Consider the following 18,722-nt stretch of genomic DNA (forward strand, 5'->3'; position numbering starts at 1 on the left):
GGATCAGTAGCCCGCGAACGCGTCCGTGCGGACGCGACGCACGCCCAGCTCGCGGAGCACCGCCCGCGCCTCGCCGAGGAACCGGGGCGAGCCCGAGACGGCGGCGACGCGGCGCTGCGGCTCCGGCAGCACGGCCGCGAGCGCCGCGGCGTCGAACGTCCTCGCCACGTGCCAGTGGTCCGGGAGCGGCGGGAGCGCCTCCGGGTCCGGGCAGACGAGGAGGACGCGGACCCCCGTCGCCGCGAGCTCCGGGAGGTACGGGACCTCGTCCGCGGACGGCACGCGGTCGACGAGCAGCACGTCCCGCGGCGGCGCGCCGTCCGCGACCTCCGCCGCGTCCTGCCGCAGCTGGCTGACGAACGGCGTGATCCCGATGCCGCTCGCGAGGAGCAGGAGCGGGAGGCGGCGGTCGTCCGGCAGCGTGAAGCCGCCCGTCACCGTCACCGCCCGCGCGGTGCCGCCCACCTCGAGGGCGTCGAGCGTCCGCTTGAAGCTGCTCGCCGGCTCTCGGATCCGGACCGCGACGCGCACGGTGCCGTCCTCCTCCTGCGGCACCGACACGATCGTCAGGCTCCGGCGGGCGCCGCGCCGGTCCGCGCGGTGCGGCAGGTGCAGCTCGAGGTACTGGCCCGCCCGCTGGCGGAGCGGCCGGTCGGGCTGGAACGCGTACTCCACCGCGGTCGGCGTGAGCGCGCGCCGCCCGACCAGCCGGAGGCCCGCCGCGGACGGCCTGGCGGCGACGAGCGCGAAGACGTTCCCGACGAGGAGCGCCAGCTCCGGCGTGGGGCGGAGCGTGCCCAGCGAGAACGGCGCGAGGTACGGCAGCGCGAGCAGGACCGCGACGAGCGCGGCCTCCGCGTACCGCTGCCCGCGCCGCGGGGGCAGGGTGATCGGCTCCGTGAACATGAACCCGGCGAGGAAGAGCAGCGGCGTCGACGGCAGGAGGGCGAGCGCGGAGGGGAGGTCGGTGCCGCCCGCGACGACGACGCCCGTCTGGAGCGCGCCGCCGAGCACGACCAGGAGCGCGACCGGGCCGACGAGGCGCATCCGGACGGCGACGAGCACGACGCCGACGAGGAGCGCCGGCAGCAGCACGGGCGTCCCGACCCACCACGCGGAGCCGGTCAGGCCGGTGAGCCCGGCGACGACGAGCCCCGTCGCGGCGGGGTTCAGCACGTGCCGGCCACCGACGCGGACCAGGTACTTCGACGCGTTCGCGACGAGGGCCGCGCCGGCGACGAGCAGGAGCGCGGAAGGCGCCGTGGAGGGGAACACGACGAGGAACAGGATCAACCCGGTCACGATCGCGGACTCGCCCACCGGCCGGGCTCGCGCGAGGCCGGCCATGAGCCGGTCGCCGAGCACCGAGGCGCCGACCGCCGCCACGAGCGTGGCCAGCAGGGTCGCTGTGCTGTAGTTCAGCGCCCCGTCGAGGGACAGGACGAGCGCGACGAGGCTGATCGCGGCGAGCACGACGGCGACCAGCCGCAGCATCGGCACGCGACCGAGGGCGGCGTCGACCCGGGCGGCTGCGGCGTTCACCGGAAGACCTCGCCGGGCAGGTCCGCGGACCAGTCCGCGACGCCGTCGGTGCGCATCCGCACCCAGCGGAAGTCGTAGGCGTCCGTCAGCGTGTCCGGGCCGACGAAGAACAGGGCGGTCGCGAGGGCGTCGGCGAGCATCGCGGTGTCCGCGAGCACCCAGGTCGCGGCGATCGTCTCGACGGGGCGACCGGTCCGGGCGTCCAGGACGTGGTGCAGCCGTCGGCCGCCGCCGAGGCTCCAGTCCCGCCGGTTGACGGCGGAGCCGGCGATCGCGCCGTCGGCGACCTCCACGATCCCGATCGCGGCCTCCGGGTCGAAGGAGTGCTCGAGTGCGACGCGCAGCGGGTCGCCGGCGACGCGGAGGTCGCCGCTCGCATCGACGAGCGCGTCAGCATGCCCGGCGTCCGCCAGCACGTCGGCGACCAGGTCCACGAGCTGCCCCTTCCCGGCGCTCCCGACGTCGAGCAGCCGGGGCGGCTCGGTGCGGACGACGGTGCCCTCGCGCACGACCTCGGCGCGCGGCGCGGGCAGGTAGCCGTCGGCGGGTCGCAGCGCGGTGGACGCCCCGTAGCCGAGGTGCTCGAGCGACGCGGCGACGAACGGGTCCATCGCGCCGGCCGTCCGCTCGCGGAGGTCGGCGAGGAGGTCGAGCAGGGGCGGCGCGGTGGGGCCGAGGTCGACGGCCTCGCCCCGAGCGACGGCCGCGACCGCGGAGTCGGTGCGGAACCGCGACCAGACGGCGTCGTACTCGGCGATCGCGGCGTCCACGCGGTCGAGCACCGCGGCGGTCATCGGCTCGGCGGCGGTCAGGGTCCAGCGGGTGCCGATCGCCTCGAACGAGGTGCTCGTGCGCGTCCCGGGCACGAGCACCTCAGGCGGCATCCGCGCGGATCTTCTCGACGGCGGCGTTGAAGCCGTTCCCGGTCAGCGACGAGCCGCTCACCGCCCCGACCTGCAGGGTCGCGAGGGGCTTGCCGACGACCTCGGCGGCGATCCCGGAGCGGAACGCCTCCTGGTACTGGCGCGCGTTCGGCGAGTCGCCGGAGCCCGTGACGTCCACCGCCGTGACCGTGCCGTCCTTCGCGGTCAGCCGCACCGTGACCGACTCCGTGCCGCCCGGCGTCGCGTAGTCGCCGGTCGCCGTCCACGTGCCGGAGGCGTCGGAGGTCTGCGCCGCCTCCCCCGACGCGGACTCGCCGGAGCAGGAGGCGAGGGCGCCGATCGCGACCGCCGCAAGCGCGGCGGCGGAGGCGGCGCGGGCGGCGTGCTGGGCGCTGATGGTCACTCGGACGGCTCCTCCCCGCGCCGGCGGTCGGCGACGTCCGTCGACGGTATCGGGCGGGCCGGAGCGGTTCGGGCGCCGGGGCCTATGAATCGCCCATGTCAGCGCTGGGCGGCGCCGAGCAGCTCCCTGATGACGCGCGGGACCGCCTCGGCGATGTCGAGCGCCTGGATGGGGCCGCCGCCGGAGGCGACGCGTCCCGCCTCGCCGTGGAGCCACGCGGCCGACGCCGCGAGGTCGGCGAGGCGGGAGGGGTCGGCGGCGAGCTCGGCCTCGTGGGTCGCGAGCAGCGCGCCGAGGATCCCGCCGAGCACGTCGCCGGAGCCCGCCGTCGCGAGCCAGGGCTGCCCCGCGCGCACGGTGGTCCGGAGCCCGGACGCGTCGGCGATCATCGTCGTCGCGCCCTTCAGCAGCACGGTGACGCCGGTCTCGGCCGCCGCGCGGACCGCCCAGCGCTCGGGCTCCGCGGCGACGTCCTCCTTCGCGACGTCGACGCCGACCGCCGCAAGCACCGGGACGAGCTCGCCGAAGTGCGGCGTGAGCACCACGGGGCCCTTCGCCTCCGGCACGAGGTCGAGCGCGCCCGCGTCGAGCACCGTCGGGAGGCGCTGGTCGAGGCGCTCGACGAGCCGTCGCCGCTCCTCCGGATCCCGGTCCGGCGTCGTGCCCGAGCCGAAGAGCCACGCCTGCACCCGGCCGTCGGCGGTGACGACCTCCGGCCGCCGGGCGAGCACCATCGAGGCCGGGCGGTCCGGGCCGAGGTAGCGCACCATCCCCACGCCGGTGCGTGATGCGGCCTCCACGCCCAGCACCGCGGCGCCCGGGTACTGCTCGGAGCCCGTCACCACCCCGAGCACGCCGCGCGAGTACTTGTCGCTGTCCGCCGACGGCACCGCGATCGCGCGGGCCGCCTCCGCCGCCGTCCACTCCGAGGTCACACCACGAGCGTGCCACCGCCGATCGATACGGTTCTGGGCGTGAGCATCTCCCTCCCGGGTCGCGCGGTCGTGTTCGACTACGGCGAGGTGATCTCGTTCACGCCGTCGCCGGAGGACCGGGCTCGGCTCGTGGCGGCGTCCGGCGGGCCCGCGGAGGCGTTCTGGGCCGCGTACGACGCCGACCGCGACGCGCTGGACCAGGGCCTCCTGCCGACGACCGACTACTGGATCGGCATCGGCGCCGCGCTCGGCTTCGACTGGGACATCCCGCAGGCGCAGCTCATGTGGTCGCTCGACTTCCGCGGATGGACGACGGCGGACCCCGAGGTCGTCCGGGTGATCACCGACCTCGACGCCGGGGACACCCGGCTCGCCCTGCTGTCGAACGCGGCGCGGGACTACGGGACCCCGTTCCGCCACTCCCCCATCGGCGAGCTGTTCGAGCACGTGTTCGTGTCCGGCGAGCTGCTCCTCCTGAAGCCCGACCCGGCGATCTACCGCCACGCGGCGGACGTGCTGGGGCTGCGCCCGGAGGACCTCGTCTTCATCGACAACCGCGAGAAGAACGTCCGCGGCGCCGAGTCGATCGGCATCACCGGCCACGTGTACACGGACCCCGCGTCGCTCCGCGCCTTCCTCGAGTCCCTCGCCTGACCGCGCGGGATCAGCGCCGGGTCGCGTCCTGGACCTCGCCGACCAGCTCCTCGATCACGTCCTCGAGGAACAGGACCCCGCGGTCGGTGCCGTCCTGCTCCACGACGCGGGCGAGGTGCTGCCGGCTGCGGCGGAGGACCGCGAGGGCGTCCTCCAGCTCCGTGCCCGCGAACACCGTCGTGAGCCGGCGGATGAACTTCGTCGGGATCGCGCGGTCGACCTCGTCGTCGTCGAGCTCGAGCACGTCCTTCAGGTGCAGGTAGCCGATCGGACGTCCCGCATCGTCGACGAGCGGGTAGCGGGAGAACCCGCTCTGCGCGACGGCCCGCTCGAGATCCGCGGGCGTCGCCCGCTCCGACAGCGAGACGATCTCGCCGAGGGGCACGGTGACGTCCGCGACCTTCTTCTCCGTGAAGTCGAACGCGGCGGTCAGGGTGCCGGAGGCGTCGTCGAGCGTGCCCTCGCGGCGCGACGTCTCGACGATGGTCTCGACCTCGTCGAGGGTGAACGTGCTGTTCGCCTCGTCCTTCGGTTCGACGCCGACGAGCCGCACGAGCGCGTTCGTCGTGCCGTTGAGCGCGAAGATCAGCGGCCGGAACACCCGCTCCACGAACACGAGGGGCGTGGCGAGGAGGAGCACGGCGCGGTCGGGCACCGAGAACGCGACGTTCTTCGGCACCATCTCGCCGAAGACGACGTGCAGGAACGTGACGATCAGCAGCGTGATCACGAAGCCGACGACGTCCACCGCCTCGCTCGAGATCCCGGTGAGGTGCAGCGGCCCCTCGAGAAGGTGATGGATCGCCGGCTCGCTCACATTGAGGATCAGCAGCGACGCGACCGTGATGCCGAGCTGCGTCGTCGACAGCATGAGGGTCGCGTGCTCCATCGCGCCGAGCGCGACGCGGGCGGAGCGCTTGCCCTCCTCCGCGAGCGGCTCGATCTGCGAGCGCCGCGCGGAGATGACCGCGAACTCGCTCGCGACGAAGAACGCGTTGACGGCGAGCAGCACGACGAGCCACCCGATGCCCGCCCAGTCGCCGCTCACGGGACCACCGCCGACGTCTCGACCCGGTTGGCGGGCGCCTCCGGATCGGCGCGGAAGCGGAGGCGGTCGATGCGCCGGCCGTCCATCCGCAGCACCTCGAGCGTGCCCTGCTCGGTCCGCACCACGTCCCCCGTCCTCGGCAGCCGGCCGAGCTCGCTCACGACGAAGCCGGCGACCGTCTCGTAGAGGCCCGACTCCGGCACCCGCACGCCCGCCTGGTCGCGCAGCTCGTCGGGCCGCAGCATGCCGGGGAACGTCAGCGACTCCTTGCCGCGGACGACGCCCGCGCGGGTGCGGTCGTGCTCGTCGACGAGGTCGCCGACGAGCTCCTCCACGCAGTCCTCGAGCGTCGCGACGCCCGCCGTCCCGCCGTACTCGTCGAGCACGACGGCCATCTGGTAGCCGCGCCCGCGGAGCTCGCCGAGCAGCGCGTCCAGCGTCATCGTCTCCGGCACGCGGAGCGCCTCCGTCTCGATCGCCCCGACGGGCACGTCGGCGCGGCGGTCGCGCGGGACCGCCATCGCCTGCTTGACGTGCACGAGCGCGACGACGTCGTCGACCCCGTCCTCGCCGGTCACGGGGAAGCGGGAGAACCCGGTCCGGCGGGCGAGCGCCAGGACGTCGGCCGCGGAGGCCGACCGCGCGATCGTGCTGAGGCGGGGGCGCGGCGTCATCACGTCGGCCGCGGTGTGGCCGGAGAACGTGAGGGTGCGCTCGAGCAGCGTCGCGGTGTCGCTGTCGAGGACGCCCTCCATCGCGCTGCGGCGGACGAGCGAGGACAGCTCCTGGGCCGTGCGGGCGCCGGAGAGCTCCTCCTTCGGCTCGATGCCGAGCCCGCGCATGACGCCGTTCGCGGCACCGTTCAGCACCCGGACCGCCGGCCGGAACACCATCGTGAACCCCGTCTGGAACGGCATCACGAAGCGGGCGACGCGCAGCGGGCCGGCGAGGGCGAGGTTCTTCGGCAGCAGCTCGCCGAGGATCATGCTGATGACGGTCGCGATCAGCAGGCCCAGGACGGCGCCGATCGGCGCGACCGCCTCCTCCGGCACGCCGAGCGCCGTCAGCGGGGCGTCGATGAACGCGGAGAGCGCGGGCTCGAACGTGTAGCCGGCGAGCAGCGTCGTGAGCGTGATGCCGAGCTGCGCGCTCGACAGGTGCGTCGAAGTGATCTTCAGCGCCGCGATCGTGAGGTCGAGGCCCTTCTCCCCCGTGCGCTGCCGCGCCTCGAGGTCGGACCGGTCGAGGTTGACGAGCGCGAACTCGGCCGCGACGAAGAAGCCCGTGCCGACCGTGAGCACCACGCCGACCCCGAGCAGGACCAGATCGATCCAGAGCATTCAGGCGGCCAAGGGGTAGGGCGAATGATCGTCCATGAGGCCCACGAGTGTACCGCCCGCGCGTCCGCCCTCCGCGGGGTCCACCGATCCGGGCATCGGTGCTGTCCGCGCACCACCAGGGAGCGGGCCGGAGGATTGCCGGATGCGGTACGTGATCGTGGGAGCGGGCGGCGTCGGCGGCGTGATCGGCGGGCTCCTCGCCGACGCGGGCCGGGAAGTGGCGCTCGTCGCCCGCGGCGCGCACGGCGACGCGATCGCCGCGGACGGCCTCCTGGTCCGCCGGCCCGACCGCGACCTGCGCCTGCGCGTGCCTGTCGCGCCGACGGTTGCGCGGCTCGGCCTCGCGGCGGACGACGTCGTGCTGATCGCGGTGAAGTCGCAGCAGACCGCCGGCGTCCTCGCGGACCTGGCCGCGGAGGAGGTCGACGGACGCCGGGCGACCGACGCCCTCCCGCTGCTCATGGCGCAGAACGGCGTCGCGAACGAGGACGCCGCGCTGCGGCTCGGGCCCGACGTGCACGGGATCTGCGTGAACCTGCCCGCGACGCACCTCGAGCCCGGCGTCGTGATCGGCGAGGGCTCCCCCGCCGCCGGCGTGCTGACGATCGGGCTGGCGGTCGGAGGCGCCGACGACCTCGACCGCGCCGTCGCCGCGGACCTGACGGCCGCAGGATTCCGGGGCCGGGAGGACGAGGACGTGATAGCGTGGAAGCGGGCGAAGCTGCTGCGCAACGTCTCCAACGCGGTCCAGGCGCTCTGCGGCCACGACGACGAGGACGGCGCAGAGCGCCTCGATCGGCTCGCCCGCGAGGAGGCGTCCGCCGCGTTCGACGCCGCGGGGCTGCCCGTCGTCGGCGACGACCGCTACGCCGCGGACATCTCCGGCTACTCGGCTCAGGCGGTCGGCGGGCGCGGTCGAGCGGGCGGCTCGACGTGGCAGAGCCTCGCCCGCGGCCAGGGCACCGTCGAGACGGACTGGCTGAACGGCGAGATCGCCCGGCTCGGCCGGCTCCACGGCGTCCCGACCCCGGTCAACGTCCTCCTGCAGCGCGCGATGTGGCGCCTCGTCCGCGACGGCGGCGCCCCGGGCTCGATGCGCCCGGCGTCCCTCCTCGCCGAACTCGCCTGAACCGACCTCCGTCCACCGAGGTCCCGCGCTGCGAGAGTGGGCGCATGAGCGGGCTCCGTCTCGAGAGCGGCGAGTACGTCGAGCTGCAGGCCGGCACTCGGCCCGACGAGCTGCTCGCCTTCGTCGCGGCCCACCACCGCATCGAGGACCGGCACGGCCGGACGCCCCGAGGGCTCCGGGTGCAGTTCGACGAGCCGCTCCCGCCGCATCTGCTGCGGGCGATCGGCGACGCGGTCGAGGCGTTCCCCGAGGTCGAGGTGTACGCGTACGACCGCGCCGACCCGGACCTCGCGTGGACCGCGCTGCTCCCCCGCGTGCAGCGCCTCTCGCTCTCGACGATGCGGACCGAGTCGTTCGCGCCGCTGTCGGACCTCGTCGAGTTGCGCGAGCTCTCGCTGCCGGAGACGCTCAGCCGGCGGCCCTCGCTGGCGCCCCTCGCGGCGCTCACCCGGCTGGAGGAGCTCGGCATCCCCGTGCACGAGCGCGGCTTCGAGGTCGTCGCCGGCCTGCCGGCGCTGCGGCACCTCGGCCTGTACGCCTCCCGCGCCGCCTCGTTCGAGGCGCTCGCCGGGCATCGGACGCTCGAGTCGCTCTCGTTCGGCTTCGGCCGCGTCCGCGACCTCCGTCCGCTCTCCCGGATCCCGCACCTCCGCGAGCTCGGGTTCTGGCGGGTGAGCCGCTTCGAGGACGAGCACGCGCAGGCCCTCGGCGAGCTGGCAGGGCTCGAGTCGCTGAGCATCGCCGATCAGCCGAGGATCACCTCGCTCGACCCGCTCACGCAGGCACCGGCCGCGACGATGCGCAGGCTCGAGCTCGACGGCCTCCGCGGTCTCCGCAGCGCATCGTTCCTCGAGCGACTCCCCGCCCTCGAGGAGCTGATGGTCCTCGACAGCGGCGCGGTGCCGAAGGTCAGTCCCTCCTCCGCTCCGGGGACAGCCGGCGACTGACGGGGCGGTGCGCTCCGCCCCTTCAGCCGCGGGGAGCCCCCGCAGGCGTCACCAGCCGACGGGGAGCGGCTTGCCCTCCTCGTAGCCGGCGGCCGACTGCACGCCGACCGTCGCGCGCTCGCGGAATGCGACGAGGTCCGCCGCGCCCGCGTACGTGAACGACGACCGGACGCCGGTCGTGATCATGTCGAGGAGGTCCTCGACGCCGGGCCGGAGGGGGTCGATGAGGATGCGGGAGCTCGAGATGCCCTCCGCGAACAGCTCCTTCCGCGCCAGCTCCCACGGGTCGCGGTCGCCGAAACGCGAGCTGACCGCCTTCGTGGACGCCATGCCCCAGCTCTGCTTGAACAGGGCGCCGTCCGCGCCGCGCTCGATGACGCCGGGCGCCTCGATCGTGCCGGCGAACCAGGAGCCGATCATCACGGAGGACGCGCCCGCCGCGAGCGCGAGCGCCACGTCGCGCGGGTACCGGACGCCGCCGTCCGCCCAGACGTGCGCGCCGAGCTGGTGCGCCGCGTCCGCGGTCTCGAGCACCGCGGAGAACTGCGGCCGCCCCACCGCGGTCATCATGCGGGTCGTGCACATCGCACCGGGCCCGACGCCGACCTTCACGATCGAGGCACCCGCCCGCACGAGGTCGCGCGTCGCCTCCGGCGTCACGACGTTGCCGGCGACGAGCGGCAGCCCGAGGTCGAGGGCCGCGACGGCCTCGAGCGCCTTCAGCATCCCGTCCTGGTGCCCGTGCGCGGTGTCGAGGACGAGGACGTCGGCACCGAGCGCCGCGAGGTCCCGGGCGCGGGAGGCGACGTCGCCGTTGATGCCGATCGCGGCGGCGACGCGGAGGCGCCCCTGCGCGTCGAGCGCCGGCGCGTAGATCGCCTGCCGCACGAGGCTGCGGTGGCTCGCGGTGCCGACGACGCGGTCGCCGTCCGCGACGGCCGCGAACTCGCCGCCGACGAGGTCGTCCCAGCGGTGGAACAGCTCCTCCGGGCCGGGGGCGGTCGGGGCGATGGTGGCGAACGCCGGCGTGAGGAGGTCGCGCAGCCGCGTCCCGGGGTCGGCGCCCGCGAGCGCCGCCGCGGTCACCGTCCCCTGCACGGCGCCGTCCTTGTCGACGACCACGACGCCGCGGTCGGCGCCGCCGGTCACGAGGCGCTGCGCATCCCAGACCGTGGCCTTCGGCGCGAGCACGATCGCCGAGTCCCAGCGCGTCGACTGGTCCTTCACCCAGGCGACGGCCGCCTCGAGGTCGGCGCGCGGCAGGTCCTGCGGGAGGACGCCGAGGCCGCCCCGCCGGGCGAGCGTCGCCGCGAGGCGCGGACCGGTCACCGAGTTCATGTTCGCCGCGACCACCGGGATCGTCGCACCGGTGCCGTCGTCGGGCACCAGGGAGACGTCGAGGCGGCTCGACACGCCCGAGTGGACCGGGGCCAGGAACACGTCGGAGTAGGTGAGGTCGTACGGGGGCGGCGCGCTGAGGAAACGCATGTCCGAAACGGTATCCGTGCCGCCCGTTCGCACGCGCGTCGGGCGTAGCCTGGGGTGCTGCGACTGCAGGGAGCGATCAAGTGGGCGAAGAAGCGGTGTCGGACCAGCTGACGGGGACCGAGGAGGGCGCCGCGACCGAGTTCGGCGCCAACGAGTGGCTCGTGGACGAGCTCTACGAGCGGTTCATCGTCGACAAGGACTCGGTCGACAAGTCCTGGTGGCCGGTGCTCGAGGGATACCGCCCGGTCGACGGGGACGCGGTGCTGCAGCCGCGCGAGGACGCCGCCACCGCGATCACGAGCGATGCGCCCGCGCAGCCCGCCGCCGGCACGCCGCCGCGCGAGGCGCCGCCCGCCTCCCCCGCCCCGGCGCCTGCCTCCCCCGCCCAGGCCGCGCCCGCCCCGGAGAAGGCGCCCGCGGCGAAGAAGCCGATCCCCGCCGACGCTCCGGCGCAGCGCGTCCAGTCCGGCGCGGCGAGCGACGACGTCGTCACCCCGCTCCGCGGCATGGCCAAGGCCCTCGCGACGAACATGGACCAGTCGCTGTCGATCCCGACCGCGACCAGCGTGCGGACGATCCCGGCGAAGCTGATGATCGACAACCGCATCGTCATCAACAACCACCTGCGCCGCGCCCGCGGCGGCAAGGTGAGCTTCACCCACATGATCGGCTGGGCGCTCGTCAAGGCGCTCATGGAGTTCCCGAGCCAGAACGTCCACTACGCCGAGATCGACGGCAAGCCCTCGGTCGTGCAGCCCGGCCACATCAACCTCGGCCTCGCGATCGACATCCCGAAGCCGGACGGCACCCGCGCGCTCCTCGTCCCCTCGATCAAGCGCGCCGAGACGATGCACTTCGCGGAGTTCGTCGCCGCCTACGACGACCTCGTCCGCAAGGCCCGGGCGAACAAGCTCACGGTGGAGGACTTCGGCGGCACCACGATCTCGCTGACGAACCCGGGCGGCATCGGCACGGTCCACTCCGTGCCCCGCCTCACCGTCGGCCAGGGCGCGATCATCGGCGCTGGCGCGCTCGAGTACCCGGCCCAGTTCCAGGGCTCCAGCGAGAAGACGCTGATCGACCTCGGCATCTCGAAGACGATCACCCTCACGTCGACGTACGACCACCGCGTGATCCAGGGCGCCGGCTCCGGGGAGTTCCTCCGGATCGTGCACCAGCTCCTCATCGGCGAGCAGCACTTCTACGAGGAGATCTTCGCCGCGCTCCGCGTCCCGTCCGACCCGATCCACTGGGCGCAGGACATCAACGTCGACCTCGCCGACCACGTGTCGAAGACGGCGCGCGTGCAGGAGCTCATCAACGCGTACCGCGTGCGCGGGCACCTGCTCGCGGACGTCGACCCGCTCGTCTACCAGCAGCGGTCCCACCCGGACCTCGACATCCGGAATCACGGCCTCACCTTCTGGGACCTCGACCGCGAGTTCGTGGTCGGCGGCTTCGCGGGCAAGCGCTCGATGCTGCTCCGCGACGTCCTCGGCCAGCTCCGCGACAGCTACTGCCGCACGGTCGGCCTCGAGTACATGCACATCCAGGACCCGGCGCAGCGGCGCTGGTTCCAGGAGAACCTCGAGCGCCCGTACGCGAAGCCGACGCACTCCGAGCAGATGCGCATCCTCGGCAAGCTGAACCAGGCCGAGGCGTTCGAGACCTTCCTGCAGACGAAGTACGTCGGTCAGAAGCGCTTCAGCCTCGAGGGCTCGGAGAGCCTCATCTCCCTCCTCGACACCGTGCTGCAGCGGGCGACGGAGGAGGACGCGCTCGACTCCGCCGCGATCGGCATGGCGCACCGCGGCCGCCTCAACGTGCTGACGAACATCTGCGGCAAGACGTACGGCCAGATCTTCCGCGAGTTCGAGGGCACGCAGGACCCGAAGACGGTCCAGGGCTCCGGCGACGTGAAGTACCACCTCGGCACCGAGGGGTCCTACGTCTCCGCGACCGGCGAGACGCTGCCCGTGACGCTCGCGGCGAACCCGTCCCACCTCGAGACCGTCGACGGCGTGCTCGAGGGCATCGTGCGCGCGAAGCAGGACCGCGACCCGGTCGCGACGTTCCGCGTGCTGCCGATCCTCATCCACGGCGACGCGGCGATGGCCGGTCAGGGCGTCGTGGTCGAGACGCTGCAGATGTCGCAGCTGCGGGCCTACCGCACCGGCGGCACGGTGCACATCATCGTGAACAACCAGGTCGGCTTCACGACGTCGCCCTCCGACGGCCGCACCTCGATCTACGCCTCGGACGTCGCGAAGACGATCCAGGCGCCGATCTTCCACGTGAACGGCGACGACCCGGAGGCCGTCGCCCGCGTCGCGGAGCTCGCGTTCGCGTACCGGCAGGAGTTCCACCGCGACGTCGTCGTGGACCTCGTCACCTACCGCCGCCGCGGGCACAACGAGGGCGACGACCCGTCGATGACCCAGCCGGTCATGTACAACCTGGTCGAGGCGAAGCGCAGCGTCCGGAAGCTGTACACGGAGGCGCTCGTCGGCCGCGGCGACATCACGCAGGAGCTGTACGACGACGCGCACCGCGACTTCCAGTCGCGGCTCGAGCAGGCGTTCCTGGAGACGCACGAGGCGCAGACCGCGAGCATCCCGGTCATCGCCCCGGAGCCGGACGCGGACGCCGACCGGGTCGCGGACCTCGAGATGCCGTCCGCGCAGCGCGACGAGGGCCTCCCCGAGCCGTCGCACGTCGACGCCGCGACCCTGCAGCGCATCGGCGACCACTTCGCGAACGCGCCGGAGGGCTTCACCGTCCACCCGAAGCTCGTCGGCCTGATGGCCAAGCGCGCGCAGCAGACCCGCGACGGCGGCATCGACTGGGCGTGGGCCGAGCTGCTCGCGATCGGCACGCTGCTCCTCGACGGCACCCCGGTGCGGTTCGCCGGGCAGGACTCCGGGCGCGGCACGTTCGTGCAGCGCCACGCGGTGCTGCACGACCGCGAGACCGGCGCCGAGTGGACGCCGCTCGCGAACCTGTCCGAGGACCAGGGCAAGTTCTGGATCTACGACTCGCTCCTCAGCGAGTACGCCGCGCTCGGCTTCGAGTACGGCTACTCCGTCGAGCGGCCCGAGGCGCTCGTGTGCTGGGAGGCGCAGTTCGGCGACTTCGTCAACGGCGCGCAGATCGTCATCGACGAGTACATCTCCGCGTCGGAGCAGAAGTGGGGCCAGCGCTCGAGCGTCGTGCTCCTGCTCCCCCACGGCTTCGAGGGTCAGGGCCCCGACCACTCGTCCGCGCGCATCGAGCGGTTCCTGCAGCTCGCGGCGCAGGACAACATGACGATCGCGCAGCCGTCGACCCCGGCGTCGTACTTCCACCTGCTGCGCCGCCAGGCGACCGCTCGGCCGCGCCGGCCGCTCGTCGTGTTCACGCCGAAGTCGATGCTCCGCCTCCGCGGCGCGACGAGCTCGGTGGCGGACCTGACCGACGGCGGGTTCGAGCCGGTGATCGACGACGCGCGCATCCAGGACCCGTCGGCCGTGACGCGCGTGGTGCTGCACGCCGGCAAGATCCACTACGACCTGCTGGCCGAGGCGGAGAAGCGGCAGGACCTGTCCACCGCGCTCGTCCGCGTCGAGCAGTACTACCCGGTGCCCCGGCAGGAGCTCGCGACGGTGCTGCAGCGCTACCCGTCGGCGGAGGTCGTCTGGGCGCAGGACGAGCCGCTGAACCAGGGCGCGGCGCCGTTCGTGCAGCTCGAGATGCTGCGCGGCCGGTTCGACGACGGGCGCGGCATCCGCGTCGTCTCGCGACCCGCGTCGGCCTCCCCGGCCGCGGGCTCGGCGAAGCGGCACCAGGCGGAGCAGCTCGACCTCATCCAGCGCGCCTTCGCGCGATAACGCCTCCCGCTGCGGGGGCTCCCCGCTGCTGATCGGGCGGTGCGCACCGCCCGATCAGCAGCACGAGGCCCCCGAAAGCGGGTTGGCGGGGGGTCTCACCGTCGAGCTCCACGCCCTGCAGAAAGCAGCAGCCGTCGCCCCAGGCGGGCGAGCGCCCGGGTCAGTGGGTGATGGTGAGCCGCAGGCTCGAGATCACCTGGACGCGGAGCTCCTCCGGAGCGGTGTCCCGGCACGCGCGCTTCACGGCGTCCGTCAGCACCTGTCCGAGGTGCACCTCGTCGGAGCAGTCCTCGCAGTGCGCGAGGTGCTCGGAGATGTCCGCGTACTCGGATCGCTCGAGCTCGTGGTGCAGGTACTCCTCGAGATCGGCCTTCGCCTTCTCGCAGCCGCAGTCCGTCATCGTCCTCAGGCTCCCTTCCTGGCGGGAGCGGTCCGGCGCGACACTGCGCCCATCGCGATCCCGCGCTCCTGCGCGTACTCGGTCAACCGCTCGCGGAGCAGGCGACGGCCGCGGTGCAAGCGGCTCATCACGGTGCCCACGGGCGTGTGCATGATGTCGGCGATCTCCTGGTAGGAGAAGCCCTCGACGTCCGCCAGGTAGACGGCCAGCCGGAAGTCCTCCGAGATCGACTGCAGCGCGTCCTTGACCGTCGAGTCGGGGAGGTGGTCGATCGCCTCCGCCTCGGCGGAGCGGGACGTGCGGGACGCGGAGGTCGTGGACTGGGCCTCGCCCAGCTGCCACTCCTCGAGGTCGTCGGTCGACGACTTGTACGGGTCCCGCTGCTTCTTGCGGTAGCTGTTGATGTACGTGTTCGTGAGGATCCGGTACAGCCAGGCCTTCAAGTTCGTGCCCTGCTGGAAGGACCGGAACGCGCCGAACGCCTTCACGAACGTCTCCTGGACCAGGTCCTGCGCGTCGGCGGGATTCCGCGTCATCCGCATCGCGGCGCCGTAGAGCTGGTCGATGAACGGCAGCGCCTGCTCCTCGAACAGCTTGCGCAGCTGCGCCTGGTCCGGCGCGGCGTCGTCCGACGCCTCGTCGTCGAGGGCCTCCTCGACCGTCTCGTCGAGGGTCTCCTCCTCGTCGGCGTCCGGCGCCTCGGCGAGGTCCTTCTCGTCGTCGATCGACTCCTCGTCCGACTCGTCGTCGTCGTGCTCGTCGAGCTGCTCGTCCGCGTCGTCCTGGCTCGCGATGAGCGCTTCGAGCTCCGCGGCGTCGGCGGCGGAGCGGTCGGGCTCGGACGGGGAGGACATGCCGAGGAAGTGTAGTTGCGGCGTCAGGAGGGTCTCCGGAGGGGCGGTGAGCAGCGCGATCGCCATGCGTCCTCCTCCTTGTGTCTCCCGGGCCGGTCCTAGGCTGGAACCGATGGTGCACGCGACCTATTCCGCCGACGTGTGGCCCGCGCCGACGGCGCCCGGACCGCTCGACGCGACCGTGCGCCTGCCGGGGTCGAAGAGTCTGACGAACCGCGAGCTCGTGCTGTCCGCGCTGGCGGACGGTCCATCCCGCCTGCGGGACGCCCTGATCGCCCGCGACACCGAGCTGATGGTCGCCGCGCTGCGGTCGCTCGGCACCGGCGTCGAGCGGGACGGCGAGGACCTCGTGGTGACGCCCGGTCCGCTCCGGGGCGGGACGTCGATCGACGTCGGCCTCGCGGGCACGCTGATGCGGTTCCTGCCGCCGGTCGCGGCGCTCGCCGAGGGCGACGTGCGCTTCGACGGCGACGAGCGCGCCCGCCTCCGCCCGATGGCGACGACGATCCTGTCCCTCCGGGCGCTCGGCGTCGGGGTCGACGACGAGGGCCGCGGGACCCTGCCGTTCACCGTGCGCGGGAGCGGACGCGTGACGGGCGGCCCGGTGCTCATCGACGCGTCCGAGTCGAGCCAGTTCGTCTCCGGCCTGCTGCTGTCCGGCGCCCGGTTCGAGGAGGGGCTCGAGGTGGAGCACCGCGGCGCGCGGCTCCCGTCCCTCCCGCACATCGAGATGACCCTCGACGCCCTCCGACGCCGCGGCGTGCGCGCGACGGCGGACGTGGACGAGCACGCGGCGCGCTGGACCGTCCCGCCGCACCGCATCCACGGCAGGGACGTGGCGATCGAACCGGACCTCTCGAACGCGGGGCCGTTCCTCGCCGCGGCGATCGTCGCGGGCGGCCGCGTCGCGGTGCCGGGCTGGCCCGCGTCCACCACGCAGGTCGGCGACCGACTGCGGGGGTGGCTCGCCGCGTTCGGGGCGGACGTCGCCCAGGAGCACGGCACGCTCGTCGTGTCCGGACCCGGTGTCGCGACGGGGCCGCTGCACCCGGTCGACCTCGACCTCGGCGCCGGCGGCGAGCTCGCACCGACGCTCGTCGGGCTCGCGGCCTTCGCGGACGGCACGTCCACCTTCACCGGGATCGGCCACCTCCGCGGGCACGAGACGGACCGCCTCGCCGCACTCGTGGCCGAGCTCGGCGCGGTCGGCGTCGCGGCGGAGGAGCTCGAGGACGGCCTCCTCGTGCACGGCGGCCGGCCCGTCGCCGGTGCCCGGCCGTGGCGGAGCTACGCGGACCACCGGATGGCGACGACCGGCGCGCTGCTCGGCCTCGCGGTGCCGGGGCTCGCGGTCGAGGACGTCGCATCCACCGCGAAGACGCTGCCCGGGTTCGTCGACCTGTGGACGCGGATGCTGCCGTGAGCTGGCTGACCGACGAGGACGAGCCGTACGAGGAGTACGACGAGTCCGACGTCCGGGTCCGGCCGAACCGCAAGGGCACCCGTCCGCGGACGAAGCAGCGGCCCGCGCACGAGGCCGCCGTCCCGGGGCGGGTGGTCACCGTCGACCGCGGCCGCATGCAGGTGCTCGTCGACGAGGGCGCCGACGACGAGCGCACGATCCTCGCCACCCGGGCGCGCGAGCTCGGCAAGGAGGGCGTCGTCACCGGCGACCTCGTCGACGTCGTCGGCGACCTGTCCGGCGAGGAGGGCTCGCTCGCCCGCATCGTCCGGATCCAGCCGCGCACGACCGTGCTCCGCCGCAGCGCGGACGACACCGACGAGGTCGAGCGCGTCGTCGTCGCGAACGCGGACCAGCTGCTCTGCGTCGTCGCGGCGGCGAATCCGGAGCCGCGTCCGGCCCTCATCGACCGGTACCTGGTCGCCGCCTTCGACGCGGGCATCGACCCGCTCGTCCTCGTCACGAAGACGGACCTCGCGGACCCGGCGGCGCTCATCGCCGAGTTCGCCCCGATCGAGCTGCCGATCCTCACGACCCGTCGCGGCGACGACCTCGGGCCGCTGCGCGCGCTGCTGCTCGGCCGGACCACCGTCGCGGTCGGGCACTCCGGCGTCGGGAAGTCGACCCTGGTGAACGCGCTCGTCCCGGACGCGCAGCGCGCGACCGGGGTCGTCAACGCCGTGACCGGACGCGGACGGCACACGTCGTCGTCCTCCGTCGCGCTCCGCCTGCGCGCGACGGAGGAGGAGCGCGCCGCGGGCCTCCCCGCCGCCGGCTGGGTGATCGACACCCCCGGCATCCGCTCGTTCGGGCTGGGACACGTCGATCCGGCGAACATCCTCCGCTCGTTCGCCGCGCGGGCGAGGCCCGTGGCCGAGCCGCCGGACGGCATCGCGCTCGTGGACGCCCACGACTGGGAGATCGTCGACCGCGTCGCCGCGGGTGAGCTCGGGGACGCGGGGCGCCGACGCCTGGAGTCGCTGCAGCGCCTCCTCGACGCGCAGGGCGGCCGGGTGACCGGCGCCGACGACGCGGAATGAGGTTCACGGATACGGAGAACCCGCGGCCGTCCCGAGCCTGATCTCCGTATCGGCGAACCTCACGCCTGCGGGATGGACGCGAAGAGCCGCGCGTAGATGTCGCGGACGACCGCCTCCTTGCGCGCGTTGTACTGCTGCACGTGCTCGCCCGCAGCGGTGGCGGCGGCCGCGGCGGCCCGCTTCGCCGCCGCGTACCGGTCCCGGTCCTCCGGGTGCTCCCGCAGCCAGTCGCGGAACAGCCGGTGCCGCGCGGACTCGGGCGAGCCGGTCGCGAAGACGTGGAGGTTGACGGCGGGGTCGCTCCCCCGCAGCATCCGGTGCTGCTGCCACCAGGGCTCGCGGACCGTCAGCCGGAACCCGGCCGCCTCGAGCGCGGGGACGTACGCCGCCTCGTCGCCGGGATCGCCGACGAGCAGGTCGACGTCGATCACCGGCTTCGCGGGCAGCCCGGGCACGGCGGTCGAGCCGACGTGATGGACGTCCGCAGCGCCGAGGGCGCGCCGGACCCGCTCCAGGACGGCGGCGCCCAGCGATGGCCAGTCGGGGTCCGGCTCGACGACGTGCACCACCCGTCCCGGCTGCGCGCCGGCGACGTAGGGCGACTCCCCCTCCGGTGCCGGCGGCTCCGTGAAGTCGGTCAGCCCGGGCGTGTTCAGCAGCTGCTCGTCCATCACCGTTCATCCTCCAGCAGTCCCCGCCGGCGACGCACCGCCCGGGAGTCCGGGAGGAT

16 protein-coding genes are annotated in these 18,722 nt (G+C 74.0%); 6 read left to right on the plus strand and 10 right to left on the minus strand.

The features are described from left to right. Positions 1–3: 3 nt before the first annotated feature. From CLV52_RS14680 to CLV52_RS14695, 4 genes are all read right to left on the minus strand, one after another. Positions 4–1,542: a ferredoxin--NADP reductase gene (locus tag CLV52_RS14680; protein WP_133767110.1), complete on the minus strand. Its 1,539-nt coding sequence runs from the start codon at positions 1,540–1,542 to the stop codon at positions 4–6. Next, a complete protein-coding gene (locus CLV52_RS14685; protein ID WP_133767111.1) occupies positions 1,539–2,426 on the minus strand; it encodes an FAD:protein FMN transferase in 888 nt (295 codons plus the stop codon). Before CLV52_RS14685 ends, CLV52_RS14680 begins: the two co-directional genes overlap by 4 nt. Continuing rightward, positions 2,416–2,829 carry an FMN-binding protein gene (locus CLV52_RS14690; RefSeq protein ID WP_246018161.1) on the minus strand — a complete coding sequence of 138 codons (414 nt, stop codon included), beginning with the start codon at positions 2,827–2,829 and terminating at the stop codon, positions 2,416–2,418. The genes CLV52_RS14685 and CLV52_RS14690 overlap by 11 nt, the downstream gene beginning before the upstream one ends. 98 nt (positions 2,830–2,927) lie before the next feature. Continuing rightward, positions 2,928–3,764: an ADP-dependent NAD(P)H-hydrate dehydratase gene (locus CLV52_RS14695; protein ID WP_133767112.1), complete on the minus strand. Its 837-nt coding sequence runs from the start codon at positions 3,762–3,764 to the stop codon at positions 2,928–2,930. Between the two features lie 39 nt (positions 3,765–3,803). Here CLV52_RS14695 and CLV52_RS14700 point away from each other — a divergent pair, with 39 nt between their 5' ends. Beyond that, complete coding sequence (locus tag CLV52_RS14700; RefSeq protein WP_133767113.1) at positions 3,804–4,418, plus strand: HAD family hydrolase; 615 nt, start codon at positions 3,804–3,806, stop codon at positions 4,416–4,418. Positions 4,419–4,428: 10 nt separating this feature from the next. Here the strand turns inward: CLV52_RS14700 and CLV52_RS14705 are convergent, their stop codons facing one another. Together CLV52_RS14705 and CLV52_RS14710 are read right to left on the minus strand one after the other, a co-directional pair. Continuing rightward, positions 4,429–5,466, minus strand: a complete 1,038-nt coding sequence (locus CLV52_RS14705; protein ID WP_133767114.1) for a hemolysin family protein — start codon at positions 5,464–5,466, stop codon at positions 4,429–4,431. Further along, positions 5,463–6,806: a hemolysin family protein gene (locus CLV52_RS14710; RefSeq protein ID WP_133767115.1), complete on the minus strand. Its 1,344-nt coding sequence runs from the start codon at positions 6,804–6,806 to the stop codon at positions 5,463–5,465. Before CLV52_RS14710 ends, CLV52_RS14705 begins: the two co-directional genes overlap by 4 nt. Before the next feature lie 142 nt (positions 6,807–6,948). Here CLV52_RS14710 and CLV52_RS14715 point away from each other — a divergent pair, with 142 nt between their 5' ends. Together CLV52_RS14715 and CLV52_RS14720 are read left to right on the plus strand one after the other, a co-directional pair. Then, the gene (locus tag CLV52_RS14715) at positions 6,949–7,935 is read left to right on the plus strand and encodes a ketopantoate reductase family protein (protein ID WP_133767116.1); all 987 of its coding nucleotides are present in this window, start codon (positions 6,949–6,951) and stop codon (positions 7,933–7,935) included. Positions 7,936–7,979: 44 nt separating this feature from the next. Further along, a complete protein-coding gene (locus tag CLV52_RS14720; protein WP_133767117.1) occupies positions 7,980–8,882 on the plus strand; it encodes a leucine-rich repeat domain-containing protein in 903 nt (300 codons plus the stop codon). Positions 8,883–8,930: 48 nt separating this feature from the next. Here CLV52_RS14720 and guaB1 read toward each other — a convergent pair whose 3' ends face one another. Further along, on the minus strand, positions 8,931–10,370 hold the full coding sequence (gene guaB1 / locus CLV52_RS14725) for a GMP reductase (RefSeq protein WP_133767118.1): 1,440 nt from the start codon (positions 10,368–10,370) through the stop codon (positions 8,931–8,933). Positions 10,371–10,465: 95 nt separating this feature from the next. Between guaB1 and CLV52_RS14730 the strand changes: the two genes are divergently transcribed. Beyond that, positions 10,466–14,236, plus strand: a complete 3,771-nt coding sequence (locus tag CLV52_RS14730; protein WP_133767440.1) for a multifunctional oxoglutarate decarboxylase/oxoglutarate dehydrogenase thiamine pyrophosphate-binding subunit/dihydrolipoyllysine-residue succinyltransferase subunit — start codon at positions 10,466–10,468, stop codon at positions 14,234–14,236. A 160-nt stretch (positions 14,237–14,396) separates the two neighbouring features. Here CLV52_RS14730 and CLV52_RS14735 read toward each other — a convergent pair whose 3' ends face one another. Continuing rightward, a complete protein-coding gene (locus tag CLV52_RS14735; protein ID WP_133767119.1) occupies positions 14,397–14,636 on the minus strand; it encodes a zf-HC2 domain-containing protein in 240 nt (79 codons plus the stop codon). A gap of 5 nt (positions 14,637–14,641) precedes the next feature. After that, positions 14,642–15,490, minus strand: a complete 849-nt coding sequence (locus CLV52_RS14740; protein WP_281276097.1) for a sigma-70 family RNA polymerase sigma factor — start codon at positions 15,488–15,490, stop codon at positions 14,642–14,644. A 112-nt stretch (positions 15,491–15,602) separates the two neighbouring features. Between CLV52_RS14740 and aroA the strand changes: the two genes are divergently transcribed. Together aroA and rsgA are read left to right on the plus strand one after the other, a co-directional pair. After that, a complete protein-coding gene (gene aroA / locus CLV52_RS14745; RefSeq protein WP_246018162.1) occupies positions 15,603–16,913 on the plus strand; it encodes a 3-phosphoshikimate 1-carboxyvinyltransferase in 1,311 nt (436 codons plus the stop codon). Continuing rightward, a complete protein-coding gene (rsgA, locus tag CLV52_RS14750) occupies positions 16,910–17,992 on the plus strand; it encodes a ribosome small subunit-dependent GTPase A (protein ID WP_133767120.1) in 1,083 nt (360 codons plus the stop codon). Before aroA ends, rsgA begins: the two co-directional genes overlap by 4 nt. Positions 17,993–18,051: 59 nt before the next feature. Here rsgA and CLV52_RS14755 read toward each other — a convergent pair whose 3' ends face one another. Next, positions 18,052–18,663 carry a GrpB family protein gene (locus CLV52_RS14755; RefSeq protein WP_133767121.1) on the minus strand — a complete coding sequence of 204 codons (612 nt, stop codon included), beginning with the start codon at positions 18,661–18,663 and terminating at the stop codon, positions 18,052–18,054. Between the last annotated feature and the right edge of the window lie 59 nt (positions 18,664–18,722).

The sequence above is a fragment of the Amnibacterium kyonggiense genome, from assembly GCF_004364555.1.
GTDB lineage: Bacteria > Actinomycetota > Actinomycetes > Actinomycetales > Microbacteriaceae > Amnibacterium > Amnibacterium kyonggiense.

Coding starts and splice junctions, on each gene's coding strand:
- CLV52_RS14740 (WP_281276097.1), bottom strand. CDS start 15,490: ATGTCCTCCCCGTCCGAGCCCGACCGCTCCGCCGCCGACGCCGCGGAG.
- CLV52_RS14715 (WP_133767116.1), top strand. CDS start 6,949: ATGCGGTACGTGATCGTGGGAGCGGGCGGCGTCGGCGGCGTGATCGGC.
- CLV52_RS14710 (WP_133767115.1), bottom strand. CDS start 6,806: ATGCTCTGGATCGATCTGGTCCTGCTCGGGGTCGGCGTGGTGCTCACG.
- aroA (WP_246018162.1), top strand. CDS start 15,603: ATGGTGCACGCGACCTATTCCGCCGACGTGTGGCCCGCGCCGACGGCG.
- CLV52_RS14735 (WP_133767119.1), bottom strand. CDS start 14,636: ATGACGGACTGCGGCTGCGAGAAGGCGAAGGCCGATCTCGAGGAGTAC.
- guaB1 (WP_133767118.1), bottom strand. CDS start 10,370: ATGCGTTTCCTCAGCGCGCCGCCCCCGTACGACCTCACCTACTCCGAC.
- CLV52_RS14685 (WP_133767111.1), bottom strand. CDS start 2,426: ATGCCGCCTGAGGTGCTCGTGCCCGGGACGCGCACGAGCACCTCGTTC.
- CLV52_RS14720 (WP_133767117.1), top strand. CDS start 7,980: ATGAGCGGGCTCCGTCTCGAGAGCGGCGAGTACGTCGAGCTGCAGGCC.
- CLV52_RS14755 (WP_133767121.1), bottom strand. CDS start 18,663: ATGGACGAGCAGCTGCTGAACACGCCCGGGCTGACCGACTTCACGGAG.